The following is a 21,775-nucleotide window of genomic DNA, read 5'->3' as shown; positions in this document are numbered from 1 at the left end:
GCATCCCAAACTGTCTCAACTGTCTGTGTCGAGAACGACGGAACCCGTCTGCGGCGCCTTGTCGCTGGCGCGGGGCCGGGCTACACGAGACTCGGCTGGGTCACTTGGGATCGGGGAAATGCTGAAACAGCTCTTTGCGCCGCAACTTGTCATTCTTTATGTGCTTGCGGCATCAACGATTTACGTCCACTTCCGGGGTAAGCAGCGGCTGCGCTTTGCGCGCCAGCTCGGCGATCATTCGACCTATCTCGCACCTTACAATGTGTTGATGTATGCCGGCTCGGCGGTGCCGAACAAGCCGGTGATCTCGGTCGACCAATTTCCCGAGTTGAAGCCGCTCAGCGAGAATTGGGAGACGATCCGCGATGAGGCGGTGCGCCTGTTCGATGAAGGCTTCATCCGCGCTGCGGCCAAGAACAACGACTGGGGTTTCTATTCGTTCTTCAAGAGTGGCTGGAAGCGCTTTTACCTGAAATGGTACAACGACTTCCTGCCCTCGGCGCGCACGCTGTGCCCGAAGACGGTGGAGCTTCTGAACTCGATTCCGTCGGTGCACGGCGCGATGTTCGCGATGCTGCCGCCGGGCGGCAAGCTCGGCGCGCACCGCGATCCTTTCGCTGGGTCGCTGCGCTATCACCTCGGCCTCGTCACGCCGAACTCGAACAAGTGCCGGATTCTCGTCGACGGCGTCGAATGCGTCTGGCGCGACGGTGAAGCCTTCATGTTCGACGAGACCTTCATCCACAGCGCCGAGAACGGGACGGACGTCAACCGCATCATTCTGTTCTGCGACGTCGAGCGCCCGATGAAGTTTGGCTTCATGACGGCGATGAATCGCTGGGTCAGCCATCACATCGTCAAGGCGTCGGCGACCCAGAACGTCGATGGCGAAAGCGTCGGCGTGCTCAACAAGGTGTTCGGCAAGCTCTACGAGATCCACCTTGCGAGCCGCAAGGTCAAGGAGTGGAACCGCAACGTCTACTACACGCTGAAATATTCGCTGACGGCGCTGATCCTCGGCCTGATCGTGGTGTCGGCGCTGCGGTGATCGCCGCAGTCGCGTCGAATTGGGAGTAGGCAATGGCCTCGTTGCCGGCCGCCGACGCCGAGACACAGCAATTCTTCCGCCAGTGGCTGGAAACCTTCGCGGGCTATGTCCGCGAGGTTGACTACGCCTCGGCGAGGCCGCTCTTTCACCCGGACGTGCTCGCCTTCGGCACGCACAACGACGTCATCCCTGGTCTCGATCAATGGGTCGCGACGCAATGGGACAACGTCTGGCCTAAGACGACGGACTTCCGCTTTGTCCTCGAGCAAACCGCGATCCTGACGTCCGCCGATGGCACGATGGCGACCGTGATCGCGCCATGGACGAGCACGGGCTACCATCCCGATGGCAGCCCGTTTGCGCGGCCGGGACGTGCCACCATGGTGTTCTCAGGGAATGCCGATGGCTGGCTGTGTGTGCATTCTCACATGTCGCTCAACCGCGGTGTCCCGCAGGTGAGCCATGCCAATCGACCGGTGAAGGCCTGGTAGATCGAATCTTCAGGCCGGGCGAGCACCGGTCTGAATGATTGACCCGACGTGCTGGCCGCGCAGCGCCGCGGTGAGCCGGCCAGGAACGAGGCCGTTCACGACCAGCACGCGCGCGATGTGCCGCGCGTTCGCCATCACCTCGAGCAGCGCGGGATCGAACGGCAGCGTACCCTTGAGCTTCGCAAGGTCGGCGACGTTGGTCTCGCGCAGCAACTGTGCTTGCGTCCCGTCAGCGCCATTCGGGTCGGTGCTGTAGACGCCATCGACATCCTCGACGATCGTGAGACCTGCGGCCCCTAGTGCGTCGGCGAGCAGGAAGGCGCCGGTGTCGGCCCGATGCAGCGGGATGCGCGAGGTCGGGAATTCATGATGGTGATAAGGCGGAAACGCGCTGCCGACGACCGCGCGAGCCGCGGAGAGGTGGATCGCGAGCTGGCTCGCGATGGTGCCGTGCTCGATGTAGGACACTCCCTCCGGAGCGAGCAGGCTTGCAAGGATATGGCCGTTCTGGCCGGCCTCGCTTGCGGCGAGCGGCGCGAGCGACCCGACGGGGAGCCCGAGGTCGAGGCCGACGCTGTAGAGATGGCGGGCGCGGACGCCGGCGCCGGTCAGGATCAGCAGGCGATGCTCAGGCAGCAGCGACCGCAGTTCGTCGACGAGCGGGAGGATCGCCTCATGACCGCGATCCATCAGGCGGCCACCGATCTTGATGACCTGCACCCAGGGCAACAGCTTGATCGGGCGGCTGCCTGCGACGGGGCGGGTGAGATCGCCGTCGAGCAGGGTCTGGCGCGCGAGCGGCGAGGCGACGTGCTTGATCTGGTTGGTGACAGCCATGGCGCTATTCTCTTCAGCTCGCAGTGATGATGGTGCCGACATGCTCGCCCGCGAGTGCGCGGGTCAGATTGCCGGGAACGAGCCCATTGACGATCTGCACCTCGCGGACGTGGCGCGCCGAGGTGAGGAGATCGAGCACCGGGAATTCGAGGATCGAGTCCTGCAGCCCCTTGGCCTTCATCTCGGCCACCGAGATCTTTGGGATGAAGGTAGCATTCTTCGCCGTCTTCGGGTTCGCGGTGTAGAGGCCGTCCTCGTCCTTCACATAGATCATCGCCTTGCAGCCGAACTGCTCCGCCACGAGGAAGCACCCGGCGTCGGTGCGGTAGGGCGGAATCACGCCCTCGGCCGCGGGACGCATCCACAGGCTATAGGGCGGCATGCCGCTGAAAATGACCGCGTTCACCTCGGCGAGGAACAGTGGCACGGACGAGAGCCCGGCGCTGCTGACCGCGGAGATGCCGTGCTTGGCAAGAAGCTGCCCCAGCATCGCGGCGTTCTGGTCGGCAACGGAGGCGCCGAGCTGCGAGAGCACGCCGGCCGGCAGGCGAAGCCCCGCCGCGATCGAATAGAGATGCCGCGCGCGGGTGCCGGCGCCGGTCCCGATCAGGAGCTTATGGGCCTTGCGCGCGGCGACGATCTCATCGACCAGCGGATAAACCGCGGCGCGGCCGCGATCGATGACGCTCTGTCCGCCGATCTTGATCACCGTGGCATCCGGCAGGATCCGGAAGTCCGGAGCCGCTTCCGATGCCGCGACGAGCTCGGGATCGGTGAGCGAACGCTGCATGAGGAGCGCTTCAAGCTCGGCCGTCGTGTTTGCCATGAGAGATGCCCTTCCTTCTTCGGTGATCGCCGAGCGGCTTGTTTAGCAAAACCGAGGCTTGCCGCAAAACAAAAGCCCCGGAGCGCGCTCCGGGGCTCTGATTTTGAGTGTGTAGGGTGGATTAGCGAAGCGTAATCCACCATTCGAGCCACAATTGACGTTCCGGATAGTCGCGCTTCCATTGTGGCGGATTACGCTTCGCTAATCCGCCCTACGAGTGGAGCTTGTTACTCCGGCTGGCCGATCGACACCTTCAGCGTGCCGACGCCGTCGACGCCGCATTCGAGCTTGTCGCCGGGCTGGAGCTGCGACACGCCGGCGGGCGTGCCGGTCAGGATGATGTCGCCGGCAGCGAGCTTCACCTGCTGCGAGAGCTGCCAGATGATCTCCGGCACGTTCCAGATCAGCTCGGTGAGGTCGCCCTTCTGGGCTTCCTTGCCGTTGACGGTGAGCCAGATCTTGCCCTTCGACGGGTGGCCGATCTTGGATGCCGGCTGCACGGCGGAGCAGGGCGCTGAACCGTCGAACGACTTGCCGATCTCCCAGGGACGCTCCTTCTTGCGCGAGGCGATCTGGAGGTCGCGGCGGGTCAGGTCGATGCCGACGGCATAGCCGTAGACATGGTCGAGCGCCTTCTCGGCGGGGATGTTGAGGCCGCCGCTCTTCATCGCGACGATCAGCTCGACCTCGTGATGCAGGTCCTTCGTCAGCGGCGGATAGGGGATGGTGGCGCCATCGGGCACCAGCATGTCGGCGTGCTTGGCGAAGAAGAACGGCGGGGCGCGCTCGTCATTGCCCATCTCGCGGATGTGTTCGAGATAGTTGCGGCCGACGCACCAGATGCGGCGCACCGGATAACGGCCGGTCTCGCCGACGACGGGAAGCGAAGCCTGAGGCGGAAGCGGGATGACGTAGGAGGCGGCGTTCATGAAGCGGTCTCGCTGCTCTTGGGTGATAAATTCCTAAGCGGTGGCGCTGACCGGCGCCAGCGCGACGGGGCTGGTGTCGTGGTGTTGGAGGCGGAAGAACGAGGCGTAGCGGCCGGGGCGGCGCAAGAGCTCGTCATGCCGTCCGCGCTCGACGATCTTGCCACCCTCGACCACCAGGATCGCGTCCGCGTGCATGATGGTGTGCAGACGATGCGCAATCACGATGGTGGTGCGGTTCCGGCAGAGATGCTCGATCGCCTCCTGCACCTGCTTCTCGGATTCGGAATCGAGCGCGGCAGTGGCCTCGTCGAGAAGGATGATCGGTGCGTTCTTGAGCAGTGCGCGCGCCACTGCGATGCGCTGGCGCTGGCCGCCGGAGAGCTGCGTGCCGTGCTCGCCGACCGGCGTGTCGTAGCCGAGCGGGAAGCTCATGATGAAGTCATGGGCGCAGGCCGCCTTGGCGGCATCGATGATCTCGTTTTCGGTGGCACCAAACCTGCCGAAGGCGATGTTGTTGCGGATGGTGTCGCGGAACAGATAGACGTCCTGGCCGACATAGGCGGTCTGGGCGCGCAGCGATTTGCGCGACACCGACGAGATCGACTGGCCGTCGATCAGGATGTCGCCCTGCGTCACCTCGTAAAAACGCAGCAGCAGCGCCAGCACGGTCGACTTGCCGCCGCCGGAGGGGCCGACCAGCGCGGTGACCTTGCCGGGCTCGGCCGTGAAGCTCATGCGGTCGAGCACGGTCTCGCCCGCGCGATAGGCGAAGCTGACGTCGTTGAGCTCGATCCGCGCATCCGACAGTTTCAGCGCCGGCTTGTCGTCATCGGATTGCTCGCTCGCCGGCCTGTCGACGACTTCGAGCAGCATGCGCGCGCCGACGAGCTGGCTGTTGAGGTCGATGTTGAGCCGCGCCAGCCGCTTGGCCGGCTCGGTTGCCATCAGGAACGCGGTCATGAACGAGAAAAACTGACCCGGGGTGGCGCCGAGTGCGACCACGCTGTAGCCGCCATAGAGCAGGCAGCCGGCGACCGCGAAGCCGCCAAGCATCTCCATCAGCGGGTTGGAGCGGTTGGCGACGCGCGCCATCTTGTTGGCGTTGCGCTCGACGACGGCGATGTTCTCGTCGATGCGGCTCTGCATCGCATCTTCCAGCGTGAACGCCTTGACCGTGCGGATGCCTTGCAGCGATTCCTGCATGGTCTCCAGAATGTCGGCGGTGCCGGTGAACTGGTTGTAGGCGAGGCCCTTGATGCGCTTGACCAGCTTGCGCAGCACCAGCATCGCCGGCGGCACCGCGACGAGGCCGATGAACGACATCAGCGGATCCTGCCACACCATCACGCCGATCATGGCGAGCAGCATCAACAGGTCACGCCCGACGGCGTTGACCAGCATGTTGAGGACGTCGGTGATGGATTTGGCGCCCGCGGTCAGCCGCGCCAGGAATTCCGAGGAGTGCCGCTCGGAGAAGAAGCCGATGCTTTCGCGCATCAGCTTGGCGAAGAGTTGCCGCTGGTTGGTGGCGAGGATGGCGTTGCTGATCTTGGTCAGGATCACCATGTGGCCGTAGGTCGCCACACCCTTGATGAACAAGAGAACCACCGTCACGCCGGACAGCATCGCGATGCCGGGAACGTTCTTGTCGACATAGGCCTGGTTGATGACCTGGCCGAGAACGTAGGTCGCAGCCGCCGTTGCGCCGGCGGCGACCGCCATCAGCGCGAAGGCGACGAGGTAGCGGCGCCAATAGGTGATCCCCTGTTCCGTGACGAGGCGGCGAATCAGGACCGCTGCCGCATAGGGATCGTCGGTGATTTTCTTTGGAAACTGGGCCATCCGTAGTCCATTGACGGCTAGGGACAAACCTGCCCGCGCGTCAGGGATCGAATGGCCTCTGTGCCCGCTCAGACGGGGTTTTTCAAGCCCAATTAAGGTCTTGCAAAGCCGGCGATTCTAGGCCGAGACCGCCTGGCGAATGTCGCCGTGGCGCTCGCGGAACAGTTGTTCCTCCCAGGCCAGCGCATGGGCCGCAATCGTCTCGAGATTCTCGTATTGCGGCTGCCAGTCCAGCACGCTGCGGATGCGGCTGGTGTCGGCGACCATGGTCATGATGTCGCCGGGCCGGCGCGGCGCGTACTGGACCGCAAAGCTGCGCCCCGAAACCCGGCGCACGGCATCGATGGTCTCGAGCACGGAGTAACCGCGGCCATAACCGCAGTTCAGCGTCGTCGAGGCGCCGCCGCGGCGCAGGTAAGTCAATGCCGAGTGATGCGCCTGCGACAGGTCGGTGACGTGGATGAAGTCGCGGATGCAGCTTCCGTCCGGCGTCTGATAGTCGGTGCCGAACACGTCGATCTTGGCGCGCTGGCCGGTCGCGGCCTCGACCGCGATCTTGAGCAGATGCGTGGCGCCGACGGTGGCGAGCCCGATTCGCGCCTGCGGATCGGCGCCGGCCACGTTGAAATAGCGCAGCACGACATATTGCATGCCGTAGGCCGAGGCGACGTCGTGCAGCATGATCTCGGTCATCAGCTTCGAGGAGCCGTAAGGCGAGAGCGGCCGCGTCGGCGCATGCTCGGGCACGGGGACCTGGTCGGGATTGCCGTAGACGGCAGCGGTGGAGGAGAAGATGAAGCGGCTGATGCCGCGCTTGACTGCGACGTTGAGCAGGTTGCGCGCGGTCATGAAGTTGTTGCGGTAGTAGCCGAGCGGATCGCGCATCGACTGCGGCACCACGACCGAGCCTGCAAAATGGATGATGCTTTCGATGTTGTGCTGGGCGATTACGCCCTCGACGAGGTTCTCATCGCCGGCATCGCCGATGAACAGCGGGACGCCTTCCGGCAAGCAGGCGGAGAAGCCGGTGGAGAGATCGTCGATCACGACGACGTCCTCGCCGGCTTCCGCCAGTGCCAGAACCGTGTGACTCCCGATATAGCCGGCACCGCCGGTGACAAGCACAGTCATGATCTCACCCGTCTTCCGATCATCCGGCGATGCTAACGTCTGCGTGGTGAAGAGGGGGTATCGGCGCGGCTTAACTGGTCACTATGCTTAATGTTGCGTATAGGAGCCTCACGAAACGGAGCGTGACGTGGCCAATTTCCCGGGCGATCTCGAACTGATCGTGCCAAACCTGCACAGGCGCTATTCCGGCGTGACCGCGACCAACCGGATGGTCGCGCCGCGCCTGGCGAAGCTGTTTCGCGCCGCCTGGTTCGGCTCCGACGCGCCAGAGGGGATCGAGCGGCTCGACGTTGCGGGTTTCCTGAAACTATGGCGGCGGCGCGCGCCGCTGATCTGGCACGCGCGGCGCAACAACGAGATGATCGCGGGCGTGCTCCTGCGCGCGCTCGGCTGGCCGTTGAAGCTGGTGTTCACATCGGCTGCGCAGCGGCATCACAGCTGGATCACGCGCTGGCTGATCCGGCAGATGGACGCGATCATCGCGACGAGCGACATCTCGGCGTCGTTCCTGAAAGTGAAGGCGACGGTGATTCCGCACGGCGTCGACACCGATGTCTATGCGCCGCCGCACGATCGCGCCGCGGCATTTGCGGAAGCCGCGCTGCCAGGCCGCTACGCGATCGGCTGCTTCGGCCGCGTCCGTGCCCAGAAGGGCAGCGACGTCTTCGTCGACGCGATGTGCCGCCTGTTGCCGCGCTATCCGGATTTCACCGCCGTCATCGTCGGTGCGATCACGCCGGAGCAGATGCCGTTCGCGAATGATCTGAAGAAGCGGATCGAAACCGCCGGCCTGCAGGCGCGGATCGTCATCACCGGCGAGCTGCCGATCGAACAGGTACAGCGCTGGTATCAGCGGCTGACGATCTACGCCTTCACCTCGCGCAACGAGGGCTTTGGCCTGACGCTGATCGAGGCGATGGCGGCGGGCGGCGCGCTTGCTGCGTCACGCGCGGGCGCAGCCGAGCTCGTGGTCGAGGACGGCGTCACCGGCGTCTTGATGCCGCCGGGCGATGCGGACGCCCTGGTCGCCGCGCTCGAGCCGTTGATGCGCGATCCCGCATCAGCGGAGGCTATGGGGCAGCGCGGGAGGGCGCGGGTGCTCGCGAAGTTCAGCCTGGACGCCGAAGCGGCGCGGATCGGGAACGTCTATCGTCCGCTGCTCTGAACCGGGGCTTTCGGGCCCAGACGAAAACCTCGAAAACAACCCCATGCAAAGTAGCCGATGACGGCTGGGGCGACGCGTTGACTGCGGACGTTGAGCTACGGATTTTACGAAATCAGCTTGACGCGTCGGGCAAATCAGTTGTAAACAGGCATTATCGCAGCAATGATCGAGCCCGCGCCGTCACCGGCCGCGGGCTTTGTTGTTTCTTCGACGTCCTTGACACATTGTTCATGATTTGTTCTTATCGTGCCATCCCTGAGTGGAGATGGCCATGGACAACCGCATCAACGAAATTCGACGACTTATCAGGGCGCTACGCGTGAGCATGCTCGAGGCTGAGGCCATCATGCGTGACCAGATCAATCGGGATGAGAGCTGCGCCTTCGTCGCGCAGGAGATCATGAAGATGCGCTCGGTCATGAGCCTTCTCGTCCAGGAGCGGACAACGCTCGGAGATACCGATCCGATTCTCGTCAACAGCTTCTTCATTCCGCGTCGGCGGTCGGCAGGGAAGTCCGCAGCCTTGCCGGTTAAGCGCGTCCTCGCTGGGAGGATCTGAGGAGAGGCGTTGGGCCGCTAGAACGGAATGGCTTTGGGTTGAATCGATCGGGCCGCGGGATCGCTCAACCTCTCCCGTTTGCGGGGGGCATAGGCGGCCTTCGGCGGCCGTTCTTCTAAGAAACGCCGAGGCAGAGCCTCGGCTGTGGCGAAGCGTCGGGTGGGGCCTCTCTCAACATCGGGAATGCTCATTGTGGAGACACCCCCACCCCAGCCCTCCCCCGCAAGCGGGAGAGGGAGCGCACCGACTTTGCGGATGCAACCAGACCTAGTTTCGTTTCATCATGCTCTGGCGCGCTTCACGTCATCGCCCGCGCGCCGCTTTCGCTGAGCACGCGCTCTGCGATGGCGACGACCTCAGAGGCGGCGATGTCGCGCATGCAGCGGTGGTCGTTCATCCGGCAGACCGTGCTCTGGCAGGGCTGGCAGGAGAGGACCGACTTGTTCTGCACGACGGTGGCGGCAAGGCCGTTGAGCGGCGCCCAGAGGTAGGGGCTGGTTGGGCCGAAGATGCCCATCGTCGGCGTGCCCAGCGCCGCCGCGATGTGCATGAGCCCGGAATCGTTGGAGATGGCTACGCCGGCCGCCGCCATCGCGAGCACCCCGTTGCGCAGGTCGGTGCCGGTCAGGTCGCGCACGCGCGGCCCTCCGGTCGCGACGATCTCCTGGGCCATGGCCTTCTCGCCGGGGCCGCCGACCACCCAGACATCGAGGCCCTTTTCCACGAACTGGCGGGCAGCTTCCGGATAGTAGGTCCAGCGCTTGGAGGCGCCGACGGATCCCGGGCCCAACGCGACCGCGGTGACCCCGGTCAGGCCGTTCGCCTGGCGCCAGCGTGCGATCTCCTCGGGCGGGACCCGCAACTGCGGCACCGGCCATTCTGGCGGCAGCGGCGCACCGTCGGGCTGGGCGAGCGAGGCGTTCTTGTCGATGAAGCGGGGCAGCTGCTTCTCGCCCCAACGCCAGCGGTTGATCAGGCCGAAACGGAACTCGCCGACGAAGCCAACCCGCTCGGGAATGCCGGCCAGCGCCGGCGCGATGGCCGCCTTCCACGTGCGGGGCAGCACCAGGGCAGTGCCATAGTTCCGCTCGCGCAGCAGCTTTGCGAGGCCGAATTGCCTGTTCACGGCGAGCCGGCTGCGCGGCAGGTCCCAGACGATCCCCTGGCGGACACCGGGCATGTAATCGACCAGCGGAGCGCAGAGCGGGGTGGTCAGGAGGTCGACCGGCCGATTCGGCCAGCGCTCCTTCAGGACCCGCACCACGGTGTGGTTCCGAACAAAATCGCCGATCCACATATAGGGGATGATCAGGATCGGGCGCGTGTCCGCCGGATCCTCAAATCCACTAAATCGCGAATCTTTGTTCATTTGTTAATAGGCGTCCAAACGATCTCGACAGGGTCCGTTCGGTAGCCGCTCTGCACAGGCAGGACAAGGCGGGATAGCTCGGATCCCAAAACCGCTTACACTTTGGCGGATCATGCGCTACGGCAGGGCTTGCGGCGGGTTCTTGGGCAGTTTCTTGAGCAGTTTCTTGAGCAGTTTCTTGGGCGCTGAATTTGGCAAATCGGGCGGGGACGGTGGAATGTTGCTGGTGACCGGCGGGGCCGGTTTTATCGGGTCGAATGTCGTGGCGGCGCTCAATGATGCCGGCCGTAGCGATGTGGTGGTCTGCGACCACCTCGGCCACGAGGGCAAATGGCGTAATCTCGCCAAGCGGCAGCTCGCCGACATCGTGCCGCCGGCCGAGCTGATCGACTGGCTGCAGGGGCGCAAGCTCGATGCCGTGATTCACCTCGGGGCCATTTCCGAGACCACCGCGACCGATGGCGATCTCGTGGTCGAGACCAATTTTCGCCTCTCGATGCGCCTTCTGGAGTGGTGCACGGCGAATGCCGTGCCGTTCATCTATGCCTCATCAGCCGCCACTTATGGCGACGGTGCGGAGGGTTTTGGCGACGACGCCTCGCTCGCCGCGCTGAAGACGTTGCGGCCGATGAATCTCTACGGCTGGAGCAAGCATCTGTTCGATCTCACGGTTGCCGAGCGCGTCGCGCGTGGCGACAAGCTGCCGCCGCAATGGGCGGGGCTGAAGTTCTTCAACGTGTTCGGCCCGAACGAGTACCACAAGGGCACGATGATGAGCGTGCTGGCGAAGCGCTTCGACGACATCAGGGCCGGCCGCGTCGTGCAATTGTTCAAGTCGCATCGCGAGGGCATCGCCGACGGCGACCAGCGTCGCGATTTCATCTATGTCGATGACGTCGTGCGGGTCATCATGTGGCTCCTTGCAACGCCCTCGGTCTCCGGGCTGTTCAACGTCGGAACGGGCAAAGCGCGCAGCTTCAAGGACATGATGCTTGCGGCCTACGCGGCGCTCGGCTCCAACCCCCACATCGACTATGTCGACATGCCCGAGGCGATCCGCGGCAGCTACCAGTATTTCACCCAGAGCGAGGTCGATCGCCTGTGCCGCGCCGGCTATAACGGCGGCTTCACGGCGCTCGAAGATGCGGTGACGGCCTATGTCAGGGGCTACCTTGACCGACCCGACCGTTTCCGCTGAGGCGTCGAGGACCATGCAAACGCCCGTCTTCGATTTCGATACGCTCGCCCAGGCCATCACGGGGCGCACCGTGCTGTGCATCGGCGACCTCATGCTCGACGAGTTCGTCTATGGCGAGGTGTCGCGAATTTCGCCGGAGGCGCCGGCGCCGGTGATCGCCGCGCAGCGCAGCGAGACCCATATCGGCGGCGCCGGCAACGTGGCGCGCAACATCGCCTCCCTCGGCGCGCGCTGCATCTTCGTCGCGCTCGTCGGCGAGGACGATGCGGGGGCACGGCTCAGGCGCGCGCTGGCAGAGATCGCCGGTATCGAAAGCGTGCTGGTCAGCGATCCCTCGCGCCCGACCACGCGAAAAGTGCGCTTCGTCTCCGAACATTTTTCCACCCACATGCTGCGCGCCGACTGGGAGCAGGCGACGCCGGCCTCCCCCGAGATCGAGCTGAAGCTGATCGAGGCGATCCTGCCGCAGCTTCCCCGTGCCGACATCGTGCTGCTCTCCGATTACGCCAAGGGCGTCCTGACCGCGCGCGTGATCCGCAACGTGATCGACGCCGCGCGCAAGCTCGGCAAGCGCGTGATCGTCGATCCCAAGAGCCTCAACTGGGCGATCTATCGCGGCGCCAGCCTGCTCACGCCCAACCGCAAGGAGTTTGCCGAGGCGACCCGCAGCCGCGCCGACTCGGTCGAGAGCATCACCGAGGCCGCGCAGGACGTGATGCGGCTTGCCGATTGCGAGGCGATCCTGGTGACGCAAAGCGAGCACGGCATGACCTTGGTGTCGCGCGAGGGCGAGGCGGTCCACGTGCCGGCCTATCCGGTGAAGGTGCGCGACGTCTCGGGCGCCGGGGACACTGTTGCCGCCGCGCTTTCCGCGACGCTCGCGGCCGGCGCCGATTGGGATACGTCGCTGCGCATGGCCAGCGCCGCCGCTGCGGTCGCGGTCGGCAAGCAGGGCACCGCGAACGTGAGCGCGGCCGAGTTGCGGCGAAAGATCCTGCCGCATGCCTATCTCGCAGCCGAGGAGAAGATCGTGCTCGCCCCTAGCGCGCTTGCCGCGCAGCTTGCGGACTGGCGCAGGCAGGGCCTGCGCGTCGGCTTCACCAATGGCTGCTTCGACATCCTGCATCCCGGCCACGTCAAGGTGTTGACCGCGGCGCGCGCCGCCTGCGACCGTCTCGTCGTCGGCCTCAACAGCGATGCCTCGGTACGGCGGCTGAAGGGTGAGGACCGGCCGGTGCAGAACGAGCGCGCGCGAGCCGAGGTGCTGGCCGCGCTCGAAGCCGTCGACCTCGTCGTCATCTTCGAAGAGGATACGCCGATCGATCTGATCACGGAGATCAGGCCGAGCGTGCTGGTGAAAGGCGGCGACTACACGCGCGAACAGGTGGTTGGTTACGATGTCGTCGAAGCCGCGGGCGGAACCGTGGTGCTGGTCGACATCCTCAGGGGGTTCAGCACGACGGCACTCGTCAACCGGGCGCGGGGAGGGACGACGTGACGGCGCTGGCGCGGGAAACCACCGGTGCGATGATGCTCCGCCGCTTGCGCAGCCCCGTCGCGTGGATCGAATGCGTGGACCTGTTCGCGGTGCTGACCGCGGCCTCGCTGCCGTGGTCGACCTCGCTGGCCGCGATCTTCAATGCCCTCATGCTCGTCTGCATGGTGCCGTTTCTCGACGTCAGGGATTTCCTGCAATCCCTGAAGCGGCCGGTCTGTGCGGCGCCGATCGCGCTGTTCCTGCTCGCGCTGGTCGGAACGCTGTGGTCGGATGCGGCGTGGGGCGCGCGGCTCTACGCCGTGAACCCGACCGTCAAGCTACTCGTGCTGCCGGTCCTGCTCTATCATTTCGAACGCTCCTCGCGCGGACGGTGGGTGTGCACCGCCTTCCTGGTCTCCTGCGCGCTGTTGTCGGTGATGTCCTGGCTGGTCGCCTTCAATCCCGCGCTCTCGATCAAGCCCGGAAACCTCGAGCGCGGTATTTTCGTCAAGAACTACATCGACCAGAGCCAGGAATTCACGCTGTGTGCGGTGGCGCTCGCCTATCCGGTCGTGACCCTTTTGCGGGACAGGCGATATTGGCTTGCGGGGCTCCTCACCGCGCTCGCGCTGAGCTTCCTCGTCAACCTGGCATTCGTCGTGGTGTCGCGCACCGCGCTCGTCACCGTGCCGATCATGCTCGCGGTGTTCGCGTTTCTGCACTTGAAATGGCGCAGCATCGCGGTCATCTCCGCCGTGCTGCTGGCTGGTGCTGCTCTCGCCTGGCAGGCCTCGCCGCAATTGCGCAGGACCGCCGATACCTTTGCCAGCGATTATTATCGCTACAAGGAGAAGGGCGAGCCGACCTCGCTCGGGCTACGGCTCGAATTCTGGCGAAAATCCCTCGGCTTCTTCGCGGAGGCGCCGGTCATGGGACACGGCACCGGCTCGACGCGCGGATTGTTCGAGCAGGTCGCAACGCATAGTGGCGAGTACCAGGCTTCCGCCGAGGTGATCGGCAATCCACACAACCAGACGCTGAATGTCGCCGTGCAATGGGGCGTCATCGGCATCCTCGTCCTCTATGCGATCTGGATCCTGCATCTGCTGCTGTTTCGCGGCGACGGACTTGCCAACTGGATCGGCCTGCTGGTCGTGGTGCAGAACGTCTTCACGTCGCTCTTCAATTCCCATCTGTTCGACTTCCATGAGGGCTGGATGTACGTCATCGGCGTCGGCGTTGCCGGCGGCATGGTGATCCGGGCGCGGCAAGCCGAGCCGAAGTTGGGGGAGGCCGGTTCCTGAGCCGCCAGCGCGGCTGGCAAAGTCTTGTACCGGCTAGTCTTGTACTGGAATGCCTTGTCGAGATGGGCTATCAGCGCGGTCAGGTTGTATCTAACTGGATTTTCATCGGTCGGCGGATGACGCGTCTTTCGCATCTCACATTGCGCAATTTCCTGATCGCGCTCCACGACCTCCTGGCGACCACGGCGGCGCTGTTTGCCGCCTTCTATCTGCGCTTCGATGGCGGCGACGAGTTTTTCGACCGTCTGCCGCTCCTGCTCCAGATCCTGCCCTGGTTCCTCGCCTTCAGCGTAGTCGTGTTCTTCATCTTCAACCTGACCACGACGAAGTGGCGCTTCATCTCTCTGCCGGATGCGCTCAACATCATCCGCGTCGCGACGGTGCTCACCGTCGCGCTACTCGCCCTCGACTACATCTTCGTCTCCCCCAACGTGCGCGGTGCCTTCTTCCTCGGCAAGGTGACGATCGTCCTCTACTGGTTCCTCGAGATCTCCTTTCTCAGCGCATTGCGGTTTGCCTATCGCTATTTCCGCTATACCCGCGTGCGGCGCCACGCCCGGATCGAGGATGCCTCGCCGACGCTCCTGATCGGCCGCGCGGCGGATGCCGAGGTGCTGTTGCGCGGCATCGAGAGCGGGGCGATCACGCGGGTCTGGCCGGTCGGCGTGCTGTCGCCGTCACGCGCCGATCTCGGACAGCTCATCCGCAACGTGCCGGTGCTCGGCGGGATCGACGACTTCGAGGACGTGATCGGCGACTTCGCAAAGCGCAACAAGTCGATCGCGCGGGTGGTGATGACGCCGTCCGCCTTCGAGCCGGAGGCACATCCCGAATCCGTGCTGATGCGGGCGCGCCGTCTCGGTTTGATCGTCAGCCGGCTGCCGTCGCTCGAGAGCGGTGATACGCCGCGCCTTACGGCCGTTGCGGTCGAAGACCTGTTGCTGCGGCCGAGTGAGAAGATCGACTACGCGCGACTGGAAGCTCTCATCCGGGGCAAGGCCGTCATCGTCACTGGCGGCGGCGGCTCGATCGGCTCGGAGATCTGCGAGCGCGTGGTCGCCTTCGGCGCCGCGCGCCTGCTGATCGTCGAGCATTCCGAGCCCGCGCTCTATGCCATTACTGAAGCGCTGGCCGCGCACGGCGCGGGTGCGGCGATCGAAGGCCGGATCGCCGATATCCGCGACCGCGAACGCATTATGCGCGTGATGGCCGAGTTCAGGCCGGACATCGTGTTCCATGCCGCCGCGCTCAAGCACGTGCCGATCCTGGAACGCGACTGGAGCGAAGGGGTCAAGACCAACATCTTCGGCTCGATCAACGTGGCGGACGCAGCCCTTGCCGCCGGCGCCGAGGCCCTGGTGATGATATCGACCGACAAGGCGATCGAGCCGGTCTCGATGCTCGGCCTGACCAAGCGCTTTGCGGAAATGTACTGCCAGGCGCTCGATCACGATCTGGGCTCACAGGGCGGAGACAAGTCGCCGATGCGGCTGATCTCGGTCCGCTTCGGCAACGTGCTCGCCTCGAACGGCTCGGTGGTGCCGAAATTCAAGGCTCAGATCGATGCCGGCGGTCCGGTCACGGTCACTCATCCCGACATGGTCCGCTACTTCATGACCATCCGCGAGGCTTGCGACCTCGTGATCACGGCTGCGACCCACGCGCTCGGGGCCGAGCGCTCGAACGTCTCGGTCTACGTGCTCAACATGGGCCAGCCGGTCAAGATCGTCGATCTCGCCGAGCGCATGATTCGCCTGTCCGGCCTGCAGCCCGGCCACGACATCGAGATCGTGTTCAGCGGCATGCGGCCCGGCGAGCGGCTGAACGAGATCCTGTTCGCGTCCGAGGAGCCGACGGTCGAGATCGGCATTGCCGGCATCATGGCGGCGCGGCCCAACGAGCCGCCCATGCAGACCCTGCGCAAATGGATTTCCGCGCTGGAGCAGGCGATCGCACGCGACGATCGCGCCACCATCAGGACCATCCTGAAGGACGCGGTTCCGGAATTCGGGTCGACTGCGGCCTGACCATGCAGTCTCAAGGCAAGGTCGTCGTCGCGAGCCAGCATTATCCGCCGGATCCCAGCACCACGGCGGCGATCATGGCGGAGATCGCGTGCCGCCTTGCCGTGGACCATGAGGTCGTCGTGCTGTCCGGTACGCCGGGCGAGCTGCCGGCCTCGCAGATCGGACCAGGCAAGCCGCGCGTCATTGCCGTCAAGAACCGGATGACCGGAAAGGCGGCGCTGGTCCGGCGCGCACTTGCCGAGATCCTGTTTGCGCTGCGCACCTTCTTCGCGTTGACGAAGGTGTTGAAGCGCCGCGACGTGGTGCTCACCGTGACGGCGCCGTTCATGCTGCCTTATGCGGTCGCGGCGGCCGCAAGGCTGAAGGGCGCGCGCTCGGCGCTGATCATGCACGATCTGTTTCCCGACGTGCTGGTGATGGCGGGTCTCTTGAAGCCCGGCTCGATCGTGACCCGGGTGATCCATGTCGCCAACGCGTTCATGTTCCGCGCGCTCAGTGCCGTCATCACCATCGGCCGCGACGCCGAGGGACCGCTGCTGCGCTACCGCGGCATGACCGCGAAAAAGATCCGCTTCATCCCGAACTGGGCGACGCTCGCTCCCGCGCTGCGTCCGGTCGAAGCGGACAACCCTTTCCGCCGCGCGGTGCCGGCGCGTTTCATCGTCGGGCTGTCGGGCAATCTCGGTTTCACGCACGATCCGGAGATCGTGTTCGAGGCCGCGCGGATGTTGCAGCAGGAGAGGGACATCCACTTCCTGCTCTCCGGCTGGGGGATCGGCTTCGAGCGGCTGAAGCAGTTGCAGGCGGAATCGAACCTGATGAACATCTCGTTCGTGCCGCGCGTCGAGGATGCCGAGCTCGAGGCGTTTCTCGCCGCCGCCGACGTCTGGATCATCCCCTATCGGAAGAACGTCGCGGGTGTGTCGGTGCCGAGCCGGTTCTATAATCTCCTGGCCGTGGGCCGTCCGGTGGTGCTGGTTTCGGAGCCGGAGGCCGAGGCCGCATTGACCGTCGTCGAGAACGGGCTGGGCTGGGTGGTGGCGCCGGGCCAGCCCGAGGAGCTGGCGGATGCGATCCGCGCGGCGGCAGACGCCGACGCCAAGGCCATGGCGGACCGGGCGGTGAAGGCCGCCGCAAAATTCGATCGCGTAACGGCCATGGATGCCTATGCTGGCGTGATCGACGAATTGTTGCGCAATCCGGAACTGGCGGAGCAACGATGAGCGGGCGAAACCGGGTTGTACTGGTGACGGGGGCCAGCGGCTTTGTCGGCCGCCACGTCGCGCCTGCCCTGATGGAGCAGGGCTGGTCGGCGCGTCGCGCGGTGCGCCGCCCCGGGGGACTGGGTGACGAGGTCGTCATCGGTTCGATCGGTCCCGAAACCAACTGGCAGGCTGCGCTCGACGGTGTCGATGCCGTCGTCCACCTTGCTGCGCGCGTTCACCACAAGCACGAGGAGGACGCGGTCCAGCTCTATCGCAACGTCAACATCGCCGGCACTTTGCATCTGGCGCGATCGGCGGCAGCGGCCGGCGTGGGCCATTTCATCTTCATCAGCACCGTGCTCGTGCACGGCCGCAGCAATGAGGGCGGCGCGCCGTTCAGCGAGGACCACATCCTGACCCCGCGCGGCCTCTACGGCATGTCCAAAGCGGCTGCCGAGGCAGGTCTGAAGACACTGGCGCGCGACAGCGACATGAAGATTTCGGTGATCAGGCCACCGCTGGTCTACGGCGCCGGTGCAAAGGGAAATTTTGCGCTGCTGAGCCGGGCGGTCGATCTCGGATTGCCGCTTCCATTCGGCGCGATCCGCAATCAGCGCGCCTTCCTTGCCGTGCAAAACCTCTCGTCCTTCATCGTGCGCCGGCTCGCCTATCCCGATGCCGCGAGCAATTTCGATATCTTCCTGATCGCCGACAAGGAGCAGGTCTCGACGCCCGAATTCATCGAGAGACTGGCCAAGGCCGCGGGCAAGCGGCCACGGCTGTTTGCGGTCCCGCAGGATCTTTTGGGCTCGGTTCTCGGGGCGATCGGCCGCCAGGACACCCATGACAGCCTGATCGGCTCGCTCGAACTGAACTTATCGAAGGCGATCGCGACCGGCTGGCGGCCGGAGGTGTCGCTCGACGAGGGATTGCGACTGGCATTGTCGCCTCGGGAGGCCCGATAAGCTGTGAGCCGCGTCAGGTCGCCCGCACCTGAGAAAACCTGCGCAGCACGAAGCTGACCGCGACGGCGCCCGCGAGCAGCGCCAGCGTCGTGACCGTGGTCGACGGGATGCGGATCGTGAGAATCGCGAGCAGCGCAAGCAAGAGATTGAGCGCGAACACCTCGCCGACCACGCGGGACACCGTGAAGCCATTGTCGGTGGCGTGCTGATAGAAATGCGAGCGATGCGCCGACCAGAACGGCTCGCGCCGCGCGATGCGCCGGAACAGCGTGACGGTGGAATCGGCAAGATAGTAAGCCGGCAGCAGCAGCGCCGCGGCGATCTGCTGATGCCAGGCAAGCCCGAGCAGGCACCAACCGAGGAGGAGCCCGATCGGCAGGCTGCCGACATCGCCCAAAAACACCTTTGCGATGGGTCGGTTGAACGGTGCAAATCCGACCATGGCGCCGCACAGCGCCGCCGCGACGAGCGCGGCCGGCAACGGCAGGTCGCCGAGCCATCCAAGCAGGGCGAGCGCGGCGGTGATGGGGACCACCTCCGAGACCGTCATCAGATCGAGCCCGTCCATGAAGTTGACGAGATTCACGAACCACACGCCGGCGAGCAGGATGAGGCCGCGCTCGACCGCCAGCGGCAGCGCCGGGATGATCCGGAGCGTATCTGATGTCGTGAACACGACGGCTCCGACGGCGGCGGCCTGCAGCACGAGACGAACCAGGACGGGAAGGGATTTGATATCATCGGCAAAGCCGACCAGCGCAGTCACCACCGTGGCGGCGATCAAAACCAGCGGAACGGAGGCATTCAACCAGGTTGCCCAAAGCGAGGCGACCAGCAGGGTTGCGGCAACAATGGCGATGCCGGCACCCTGCGGCGTCGGAATCCGATGCGAGGAGCGCGCGTTTGGCCGAGCCAATGCATAACGTTGCAACAGGGGCATGCTCCGCCAGGTGATACAGGCCGAGAGCAGGGCGGCCAGGGCGGCAGGCAGGAGGGCGAGCAGAAACATCCCCATCGTCGTCGCGGGTCCGGAAGCGAACGTGCTCACTCCGGCACCCCTATCGGGGCCGATCCCTGCTGAGCCTTCTCCGCGCTGAAGATCCAGACCAGTCCGCCGAATGCGCCGACGATGAACGACACGGCGCCGTACAGCAGCGAGATGTTGACGCCCTCATTGGCGGCAAGGCCCGCAAAGCCGAAGGCGAGGCCCATGGTCGCTTCGCGCACGCCCCAGCCGGCGATCGAAATCGGCATCATGGTGATCAGCATCACCGGCGGAATGAGCAGGAAGGTCTCGCCGAAACTGACGGGCGCTGCGATCGATTGCACCACGCACCATGCGATCACGACGGTGAGCACGTGGACGAGCAGCGACAGGATCGTGACGGCCGGACCGCGCGAACGATTGAAGATGGCGCGGTTGGCGATCACCGCGCAGGCATGAATGTGGTGGGTGGCCCACCAGCGCTTCAGCCACGGCCAGTTCAATGCACCGAGCAGCAGGAAGCCGAGGCCGGCCCCGAGCGCGGCAAAGTCCAGCAGCAACAGCGCCGAGCGCCCCTGCGCATCGTTGATGAGGCGATAGCTCCAGGGCAGGCTGGCGACGATGACGATCGCGAGCGCGATCAGGCCGATCGCGCGATCGACGAAGATCGAATAGGTCGCTGCACGCCAGCCGGCGCCAGCGCGGGCGACGAGCCAGAGCCGGACGGCATCGCCGCCGATCGCCGAGGGCAGGGTCTGGTTGAAGAAGGTTCCGATCACGTTGTAGCGCATGGCGCGTTCGAGCTCGAGCGGCGCGCCGCACTCCGCGCTGATCTCGCGCCAGCGCAGCACGCCGACGAAGATCTGGAGGAACGTCACCGCGATCGCGAGGGCGATCCAGTACAGGCTGCTCACGGTGAAACGCGAGAACAGATCGGACGGGTTCACCTTGCGCAGCGCCAGATAGAGCAGCGCCCCGGAAACGATGATCTTGGCCGCAGAAAGCAGGATTCGGCGCATCTCGCCCGCGTTTGAACAGGAGTTTCTTCAGAGTTGGCGTAACCCGACGCCCCGCGCCGAATTCGGCCGCTTTGGTATGGTCTTGGCGCCGATCTTGCAATAGCTGTCATCTGAGGGCGTGGTAGCTATTGCCGCCCCCTCGACGCGGCGGCTAAAGAGGCTGCGGCGGACGATTTGGGAACATGATGGCAGATCAGGCAATTTTGCTCACGGGCGCGGCCGGCTTCATCGGTTTTCACGTCGCCCGGCAGCTTCTGGCCGAAGGCCGTCCGGTCGTCGGGCTCGATAATCTCAACACCTATTACGATCCGGCCTTGAAGCGGGCGCGGCTGGACGTGTTGCAGCGGGATGGCGGCTTTTCCTTCGTCCGGGCCGATCTTGCCGATCGCGACACGATCGCGAAACTGTTCGCTCAGCACCAGTTCGCGACCGTGGTGCATCTCGCCGCGCAGGCCGGCGTGCGCTACTCGATCGACCATCCGCAGACTTACGTCGATTCCAATCTTCAGGGCTTCCTCAACGTGCTCGAGGGCTGCCGGCACAATGGCTGTCGTCATCTCGTCTATGCCTCGTCATCCTCCGTTTACGGCGCCAACACAAAACTGCCATTTGCAATCGAGGACAAAACCGACCATCCCGTGAGCTTCTACGCCGCGACCAAGAAGGCCAACGAGGTGATGGCGCAGTCCTACAGCCACCTCTACCGGCTGCCGGTCACGGGTTTGCGCTTCTTCACCATCTACGGCCCGTGGGGCCGGCCCGACATGGCCATGTTTCTGTTTGTGAACGCCATCATGGAGGGCAGGCCGATCCGGCTCTTTAACCATGGCAAGATGCGGCGCGACTTCACCTATGTTGACGACGTCACTCGTGTAGTATCCAAGCTGATTGATCGGGTGCCTGTGGACAATCCGGCCGCCGCAAATGCGCCGTCTCGGCTCTACAATGTCGGTAACCACCATCCGGAAGAGCTGATGCACGTCGTCGGACTTCTGGAACGTGAGCTGGGCCGGACGGCGGTCAAGGATCTGTTGCCGATGCAGCCGGGAGACGTGCCGGAGACTTTCGCCGATGTCGGGGATCTGATGCGCGATACCGGGTTCGCGCCGTCAACGCCGATCGAGATCGGTGTCCGAAACTTCGTGGGCTGGTATCGCGACTACTACAAGGTTTGAAAGCACGATGGACAAACGCATTATTCCCCTGATCATGTGCGGCGGTGCCGGCACGCGGCTGTGGCCGGCTTCGCGCGAGGTGCGCCCGAAACAGTTTTTGCCGCTGTTCGGCACGCGCTCGACGTTTCAGGACACGGTCTTGCGCGTCTCCGATGGCGCGCTGTTCGATCGTCCGATCGTCATCACCAATGCGGCCTATCGCTTCATGGTGCTGGAGCAGCTC

At 64.8% G+C, this 21,775-nt stretch carries 20 protein-coding genes; 12 read left to right on the top strand and 8 right to left on the bottom strand.

Annotation, left to right across the window (positions count from 1 at the left end; all coding sequences use genetic code 11):
• The first annotated feature begins 118 nt into the window (after window positions 1-118).
• Both SO156_RS34430 and SO156_RS34425 read left to right on the top strand, forming a co-directional pair.
• The gene (locus SO156_RS34430) at window positions 119-1,048 is read left to right on the top strand and encodes an aspartyl/asparaginyl beta-hydroxylase domain-containing protein (RefSeq protein ID WP_498537878.1); all 930 of its coding nucleotides are present in this window, start codon (window positions 119-121) and stop codon (window positions 1,046-1,048) included.
• Between the two features lie 32 nt (window positions 1,049-1,080).
• Window positions 1,081-1,539, top strand: coding sequence for a YybH family protein (locus SO156_RS34425; RefSeq protein WP_498537877.1), 459 nt, complete (start codon window positions 1,081-1,083; stop codon window positions 1,537-1,539).
• 9 nt (window positions 1,540-1,548) lie between these two features.
• On the opposite strand, the gene SO156_RS34420 is transcribed toward SO156_RS34425, so the two are convergent.
• The 5 genes from SO156_RS34420 to galE all read right to left on the bottom strand — a co-directional run bounded on the left by SO156_RS34420 (window position 1,549) and on the right by galE (window position 7,104).
• Window positions 1,549-2,376 (bottom strand): amino acid kinase family protein, encoded by an 828-nt coding sequence (locus SO156_RS34420; protein ID WP_498537876.1) that lies wholly within the window; start codon window positions 2,374-2,376, stop codon window positions 1,549-1,551.
• 13 nt (window positions 2,377-2,389) lie between these two features.
• Complete coding sequence (locus SO156_RS34415) at window positions 2,390-3,202, bottom strand: amino acid kinase family protein (RefSeq protein ID WP_498537875.1); 813 nt, start codon at window positions 3,200-3,202, stop codon at window positions 2,390-2,392.
• A gap of 227 nt (window positions 3,203-3,429) precedes the next feature.
• Window positions 3,430-4,131, bottom strand: a complete 702-nt coding sequence (locus tag SO156_RS34410; protein WP_458150986.1) for a fumarylacetoacetate hydrolase family protein — start codon at window positions 4,129-4,131, stop codon at window positions 3,430-3,432.
• A gap of 33 nt (window positions 4,132-4,164) precedes the next feature.
• The gene (locus SO156_RS34405) at window positions 4,165-5,973 is read right to left on the bottom strand and encodes an ABC transporter ATP-binding protein (RefSeq protein WP_498537874.1); all 1,809 of its coding nucleotides are present in this window, start codon (window positions 5,971-5,973) and stop codon (window positions 4,165-4,167) included.
• Between the two features lie 117 nt (window positions 5,974-6,090).
• Window positions 6,091-7,104, bottom strand: coding sequence for a UDP-glucose 4-epimerase GalE (gene galE / locus SO156_RS34400; protein WP_498537873.1), 1,014 nt, complete (start codon window positions 7,102-7,104; stop codon window positions 6,091-6,093).
• A 127-nt stretch (window positions 7,105-7,231) separates the two neighbouring features.
• Between galE and SO156_RS34395 the strand changes: the two genes are divergently transcribed.
• Together SO156_RS34395 and SO156_RS34390 are read left to right on the top strand one after the other, a co-directional pair.
• Entirely contained in the window at window positions 7,232-8,269 is a 1,038-nt protein-coding gene (locus tag SO156_RS34395) for a glycosyltransferase family 4 protein (RefSeq protein WP_498537872.1), read from the top strand.
• A 271-nt stretch (window positions 8,270-8,540) separates the two neighbouring features.
• Entirely contained in the window at window positions 8,541-8,828 is a 288-nt protein-coding gene (locus SO156_RS34390) for a hypothetical protein (protein WP_458150981.1), read from the top strand.
• A gap of 298 nt (window positions 8,829-9,126) precedes the next feature.
• Here SO156_RS34390 and waaF read toward each other — a convergent pair whose 3' ends face one another.
• The gene (gene waaF / locus SO156_RS34385; RefSeq protein WP_498537871.1) at window positions 9,127-10,197 is read right to left on the bottom strand and encodes a lipopolysaccharide heptosyltransferase II; all 1,071 of its coding nucleotides are present in this window, start codon (window positions 10,195-10,197) and stop codon (window positions 9,127-9,129) included.
• Window positions 10,198-10,414: 217 nt separating this feature from the next.
• On the opposite strand from waaF, the gene rfaD reads away from it, so the two are divergent.
• The 6 genes from rfaD to SO156_RS34355 all read left to right on the top strand — a co-directional run bounded on the left by rfaD (window position 10,415) and on the right by SO156_RS34355 (window position 18,373).
• Window positions 10,415-11,395 carry an ADP-glyceromanno-heptose 6-epimerase gene (rfaD, locus tag SO156_RS34380; protein ID WP_498537870.1) on the top strand — a complete coding sequence of 327 codons (981 nt, stop codon included), beginning with the start codon at window positions 10,415-10,417 and terminating at the stop codon, window positions 11,393-11,395.
• A 13-nt stretch (window positions 11,396-11,408) separates the two neighbouring features.
• Window positions 11,409-12,893: a D-glycero-beta-D-manno-heptose-7-phosphate kinase gene (gene rfaE1, locus SO156_RS34375; RefSeq protein WP_498537869.1), complete on the top strand. Its 1,485-nt coding sequence runs from the start codon at window positions 11,409-11,411 to the stop codon at window positions 12,891-12,893.
• Window positions 12,890-14,176 carry an O-antigen ligase family protein gene (locus tag SO156_RS34370; RefSeq protein WP_498537868.1) on the top strand — a complete coding sequence of 429 codons (1,287 nt, stop codon included), beginning with the start codon at window positions 12,890-12,892 and terminating at the stop codon, window positions 14,174-14,176. Before rfaE1 ends, SO156_RS34370 begins: the two co-directional genes overlap by 4 nt.
• Before the next feature lie 116 nt (window positions 14,177-14,292).
• Window positions 14,293-16,203 (top strand): SDR family NAD(P)-dependent oxidoreductase, encoded by a 1,911-nt coding sequence (locus SO156_RS34365; protein WP_498537867.1) that lies wholly within the window; start codon window positions 14,293-14,295, stop codon window positions 16,201-16,203.
• 2 nt (window positions 16,204-16,205) lie between these two features.
• Entirely contained in the window at window positions 16,206-17,426 is a 1,221-nt protein-coding gene (locus SO156_RS34360; protein WP_498537866.1) for a glycosyltransferase family 4 protein, read from the top strand.
• Entirely contained in the window at window positions 17,423-18,373 is a 951-nt protein-coding gene (locus SO156_RS34355; protein WP_498537865.1) for an NAD-dependent epimerase/dehydratase family protein, read from the top strand. Before SO156_RS34360 ends, SO156_RS34355 begins: the two co-directional genes overlap by 4 nt.
• 13 nt (window positions 18,374-18,386) lie before the next feature.
• Here SO156_RS34355 and SO156_RS34350 read toward each other — a convergent pair whose 3' ends face one another.
• Together SO156_RS34350 and SO156_RS34345 are read right to left on the bottom strand one after the other, a co-directional pair.
• A complete protein-coding gene (locus SO156_RS34350) occupies window positions 18,387-19,388 on the bottom strand; it encodes an MraY family glycosyltransferase (protein WP_498537894.1) in 1,002 nt (333 codons plus the stop codon).
• A gap of 29 nt (window positions 19,389-19,417) precedes the next feature.
• Window positions 19,418-20,377, bottom strand: coding sequence for a lysylphosphatidylglycerol synthase transmembrane domain-containing protein (locus SO156_RS34345; RefSeq protein ID WP_498537864.1), 960 nt, complete (start codon window positions 20,375-20,377; stop codon window positions 19,418-19,420).
• Window positions 20,378-20,562: 185 nt separating this feature from the next.
• Here SO156_RS34345 and SO156_RS34340 point away from each other — a divergent pair, with 185 nt between their 5' ends.
• Window positions 20,563-21,552, top strand: a complete 990-nt coding sequence (locus SO156_RS34340; RefSeq protein ID WP_458150999.1) for an NAD-dependent epimerase — start codon at window positions 20,563-20,565, stop codon at window positions 21,550-21,552.
• 7 nt (window positions 21,553-21,559) lie between these two features.
• Window positions 21,560-21,775 (top strand): sugar phosphate nucleotidyltransferase (locus SO156_RS34335; protein ID WP_498537863.1); only part of this gene is annotated, 216 nt, incomplete at its 3' end.

The organism is Bradyrhizobium sp. UFLA05-125, from assembly GCF_059803515.1.
Note: the sequence above shows the minus strand (reverse complement) of the source record. Positions and strands in the feature narration are given on the sequence as shown.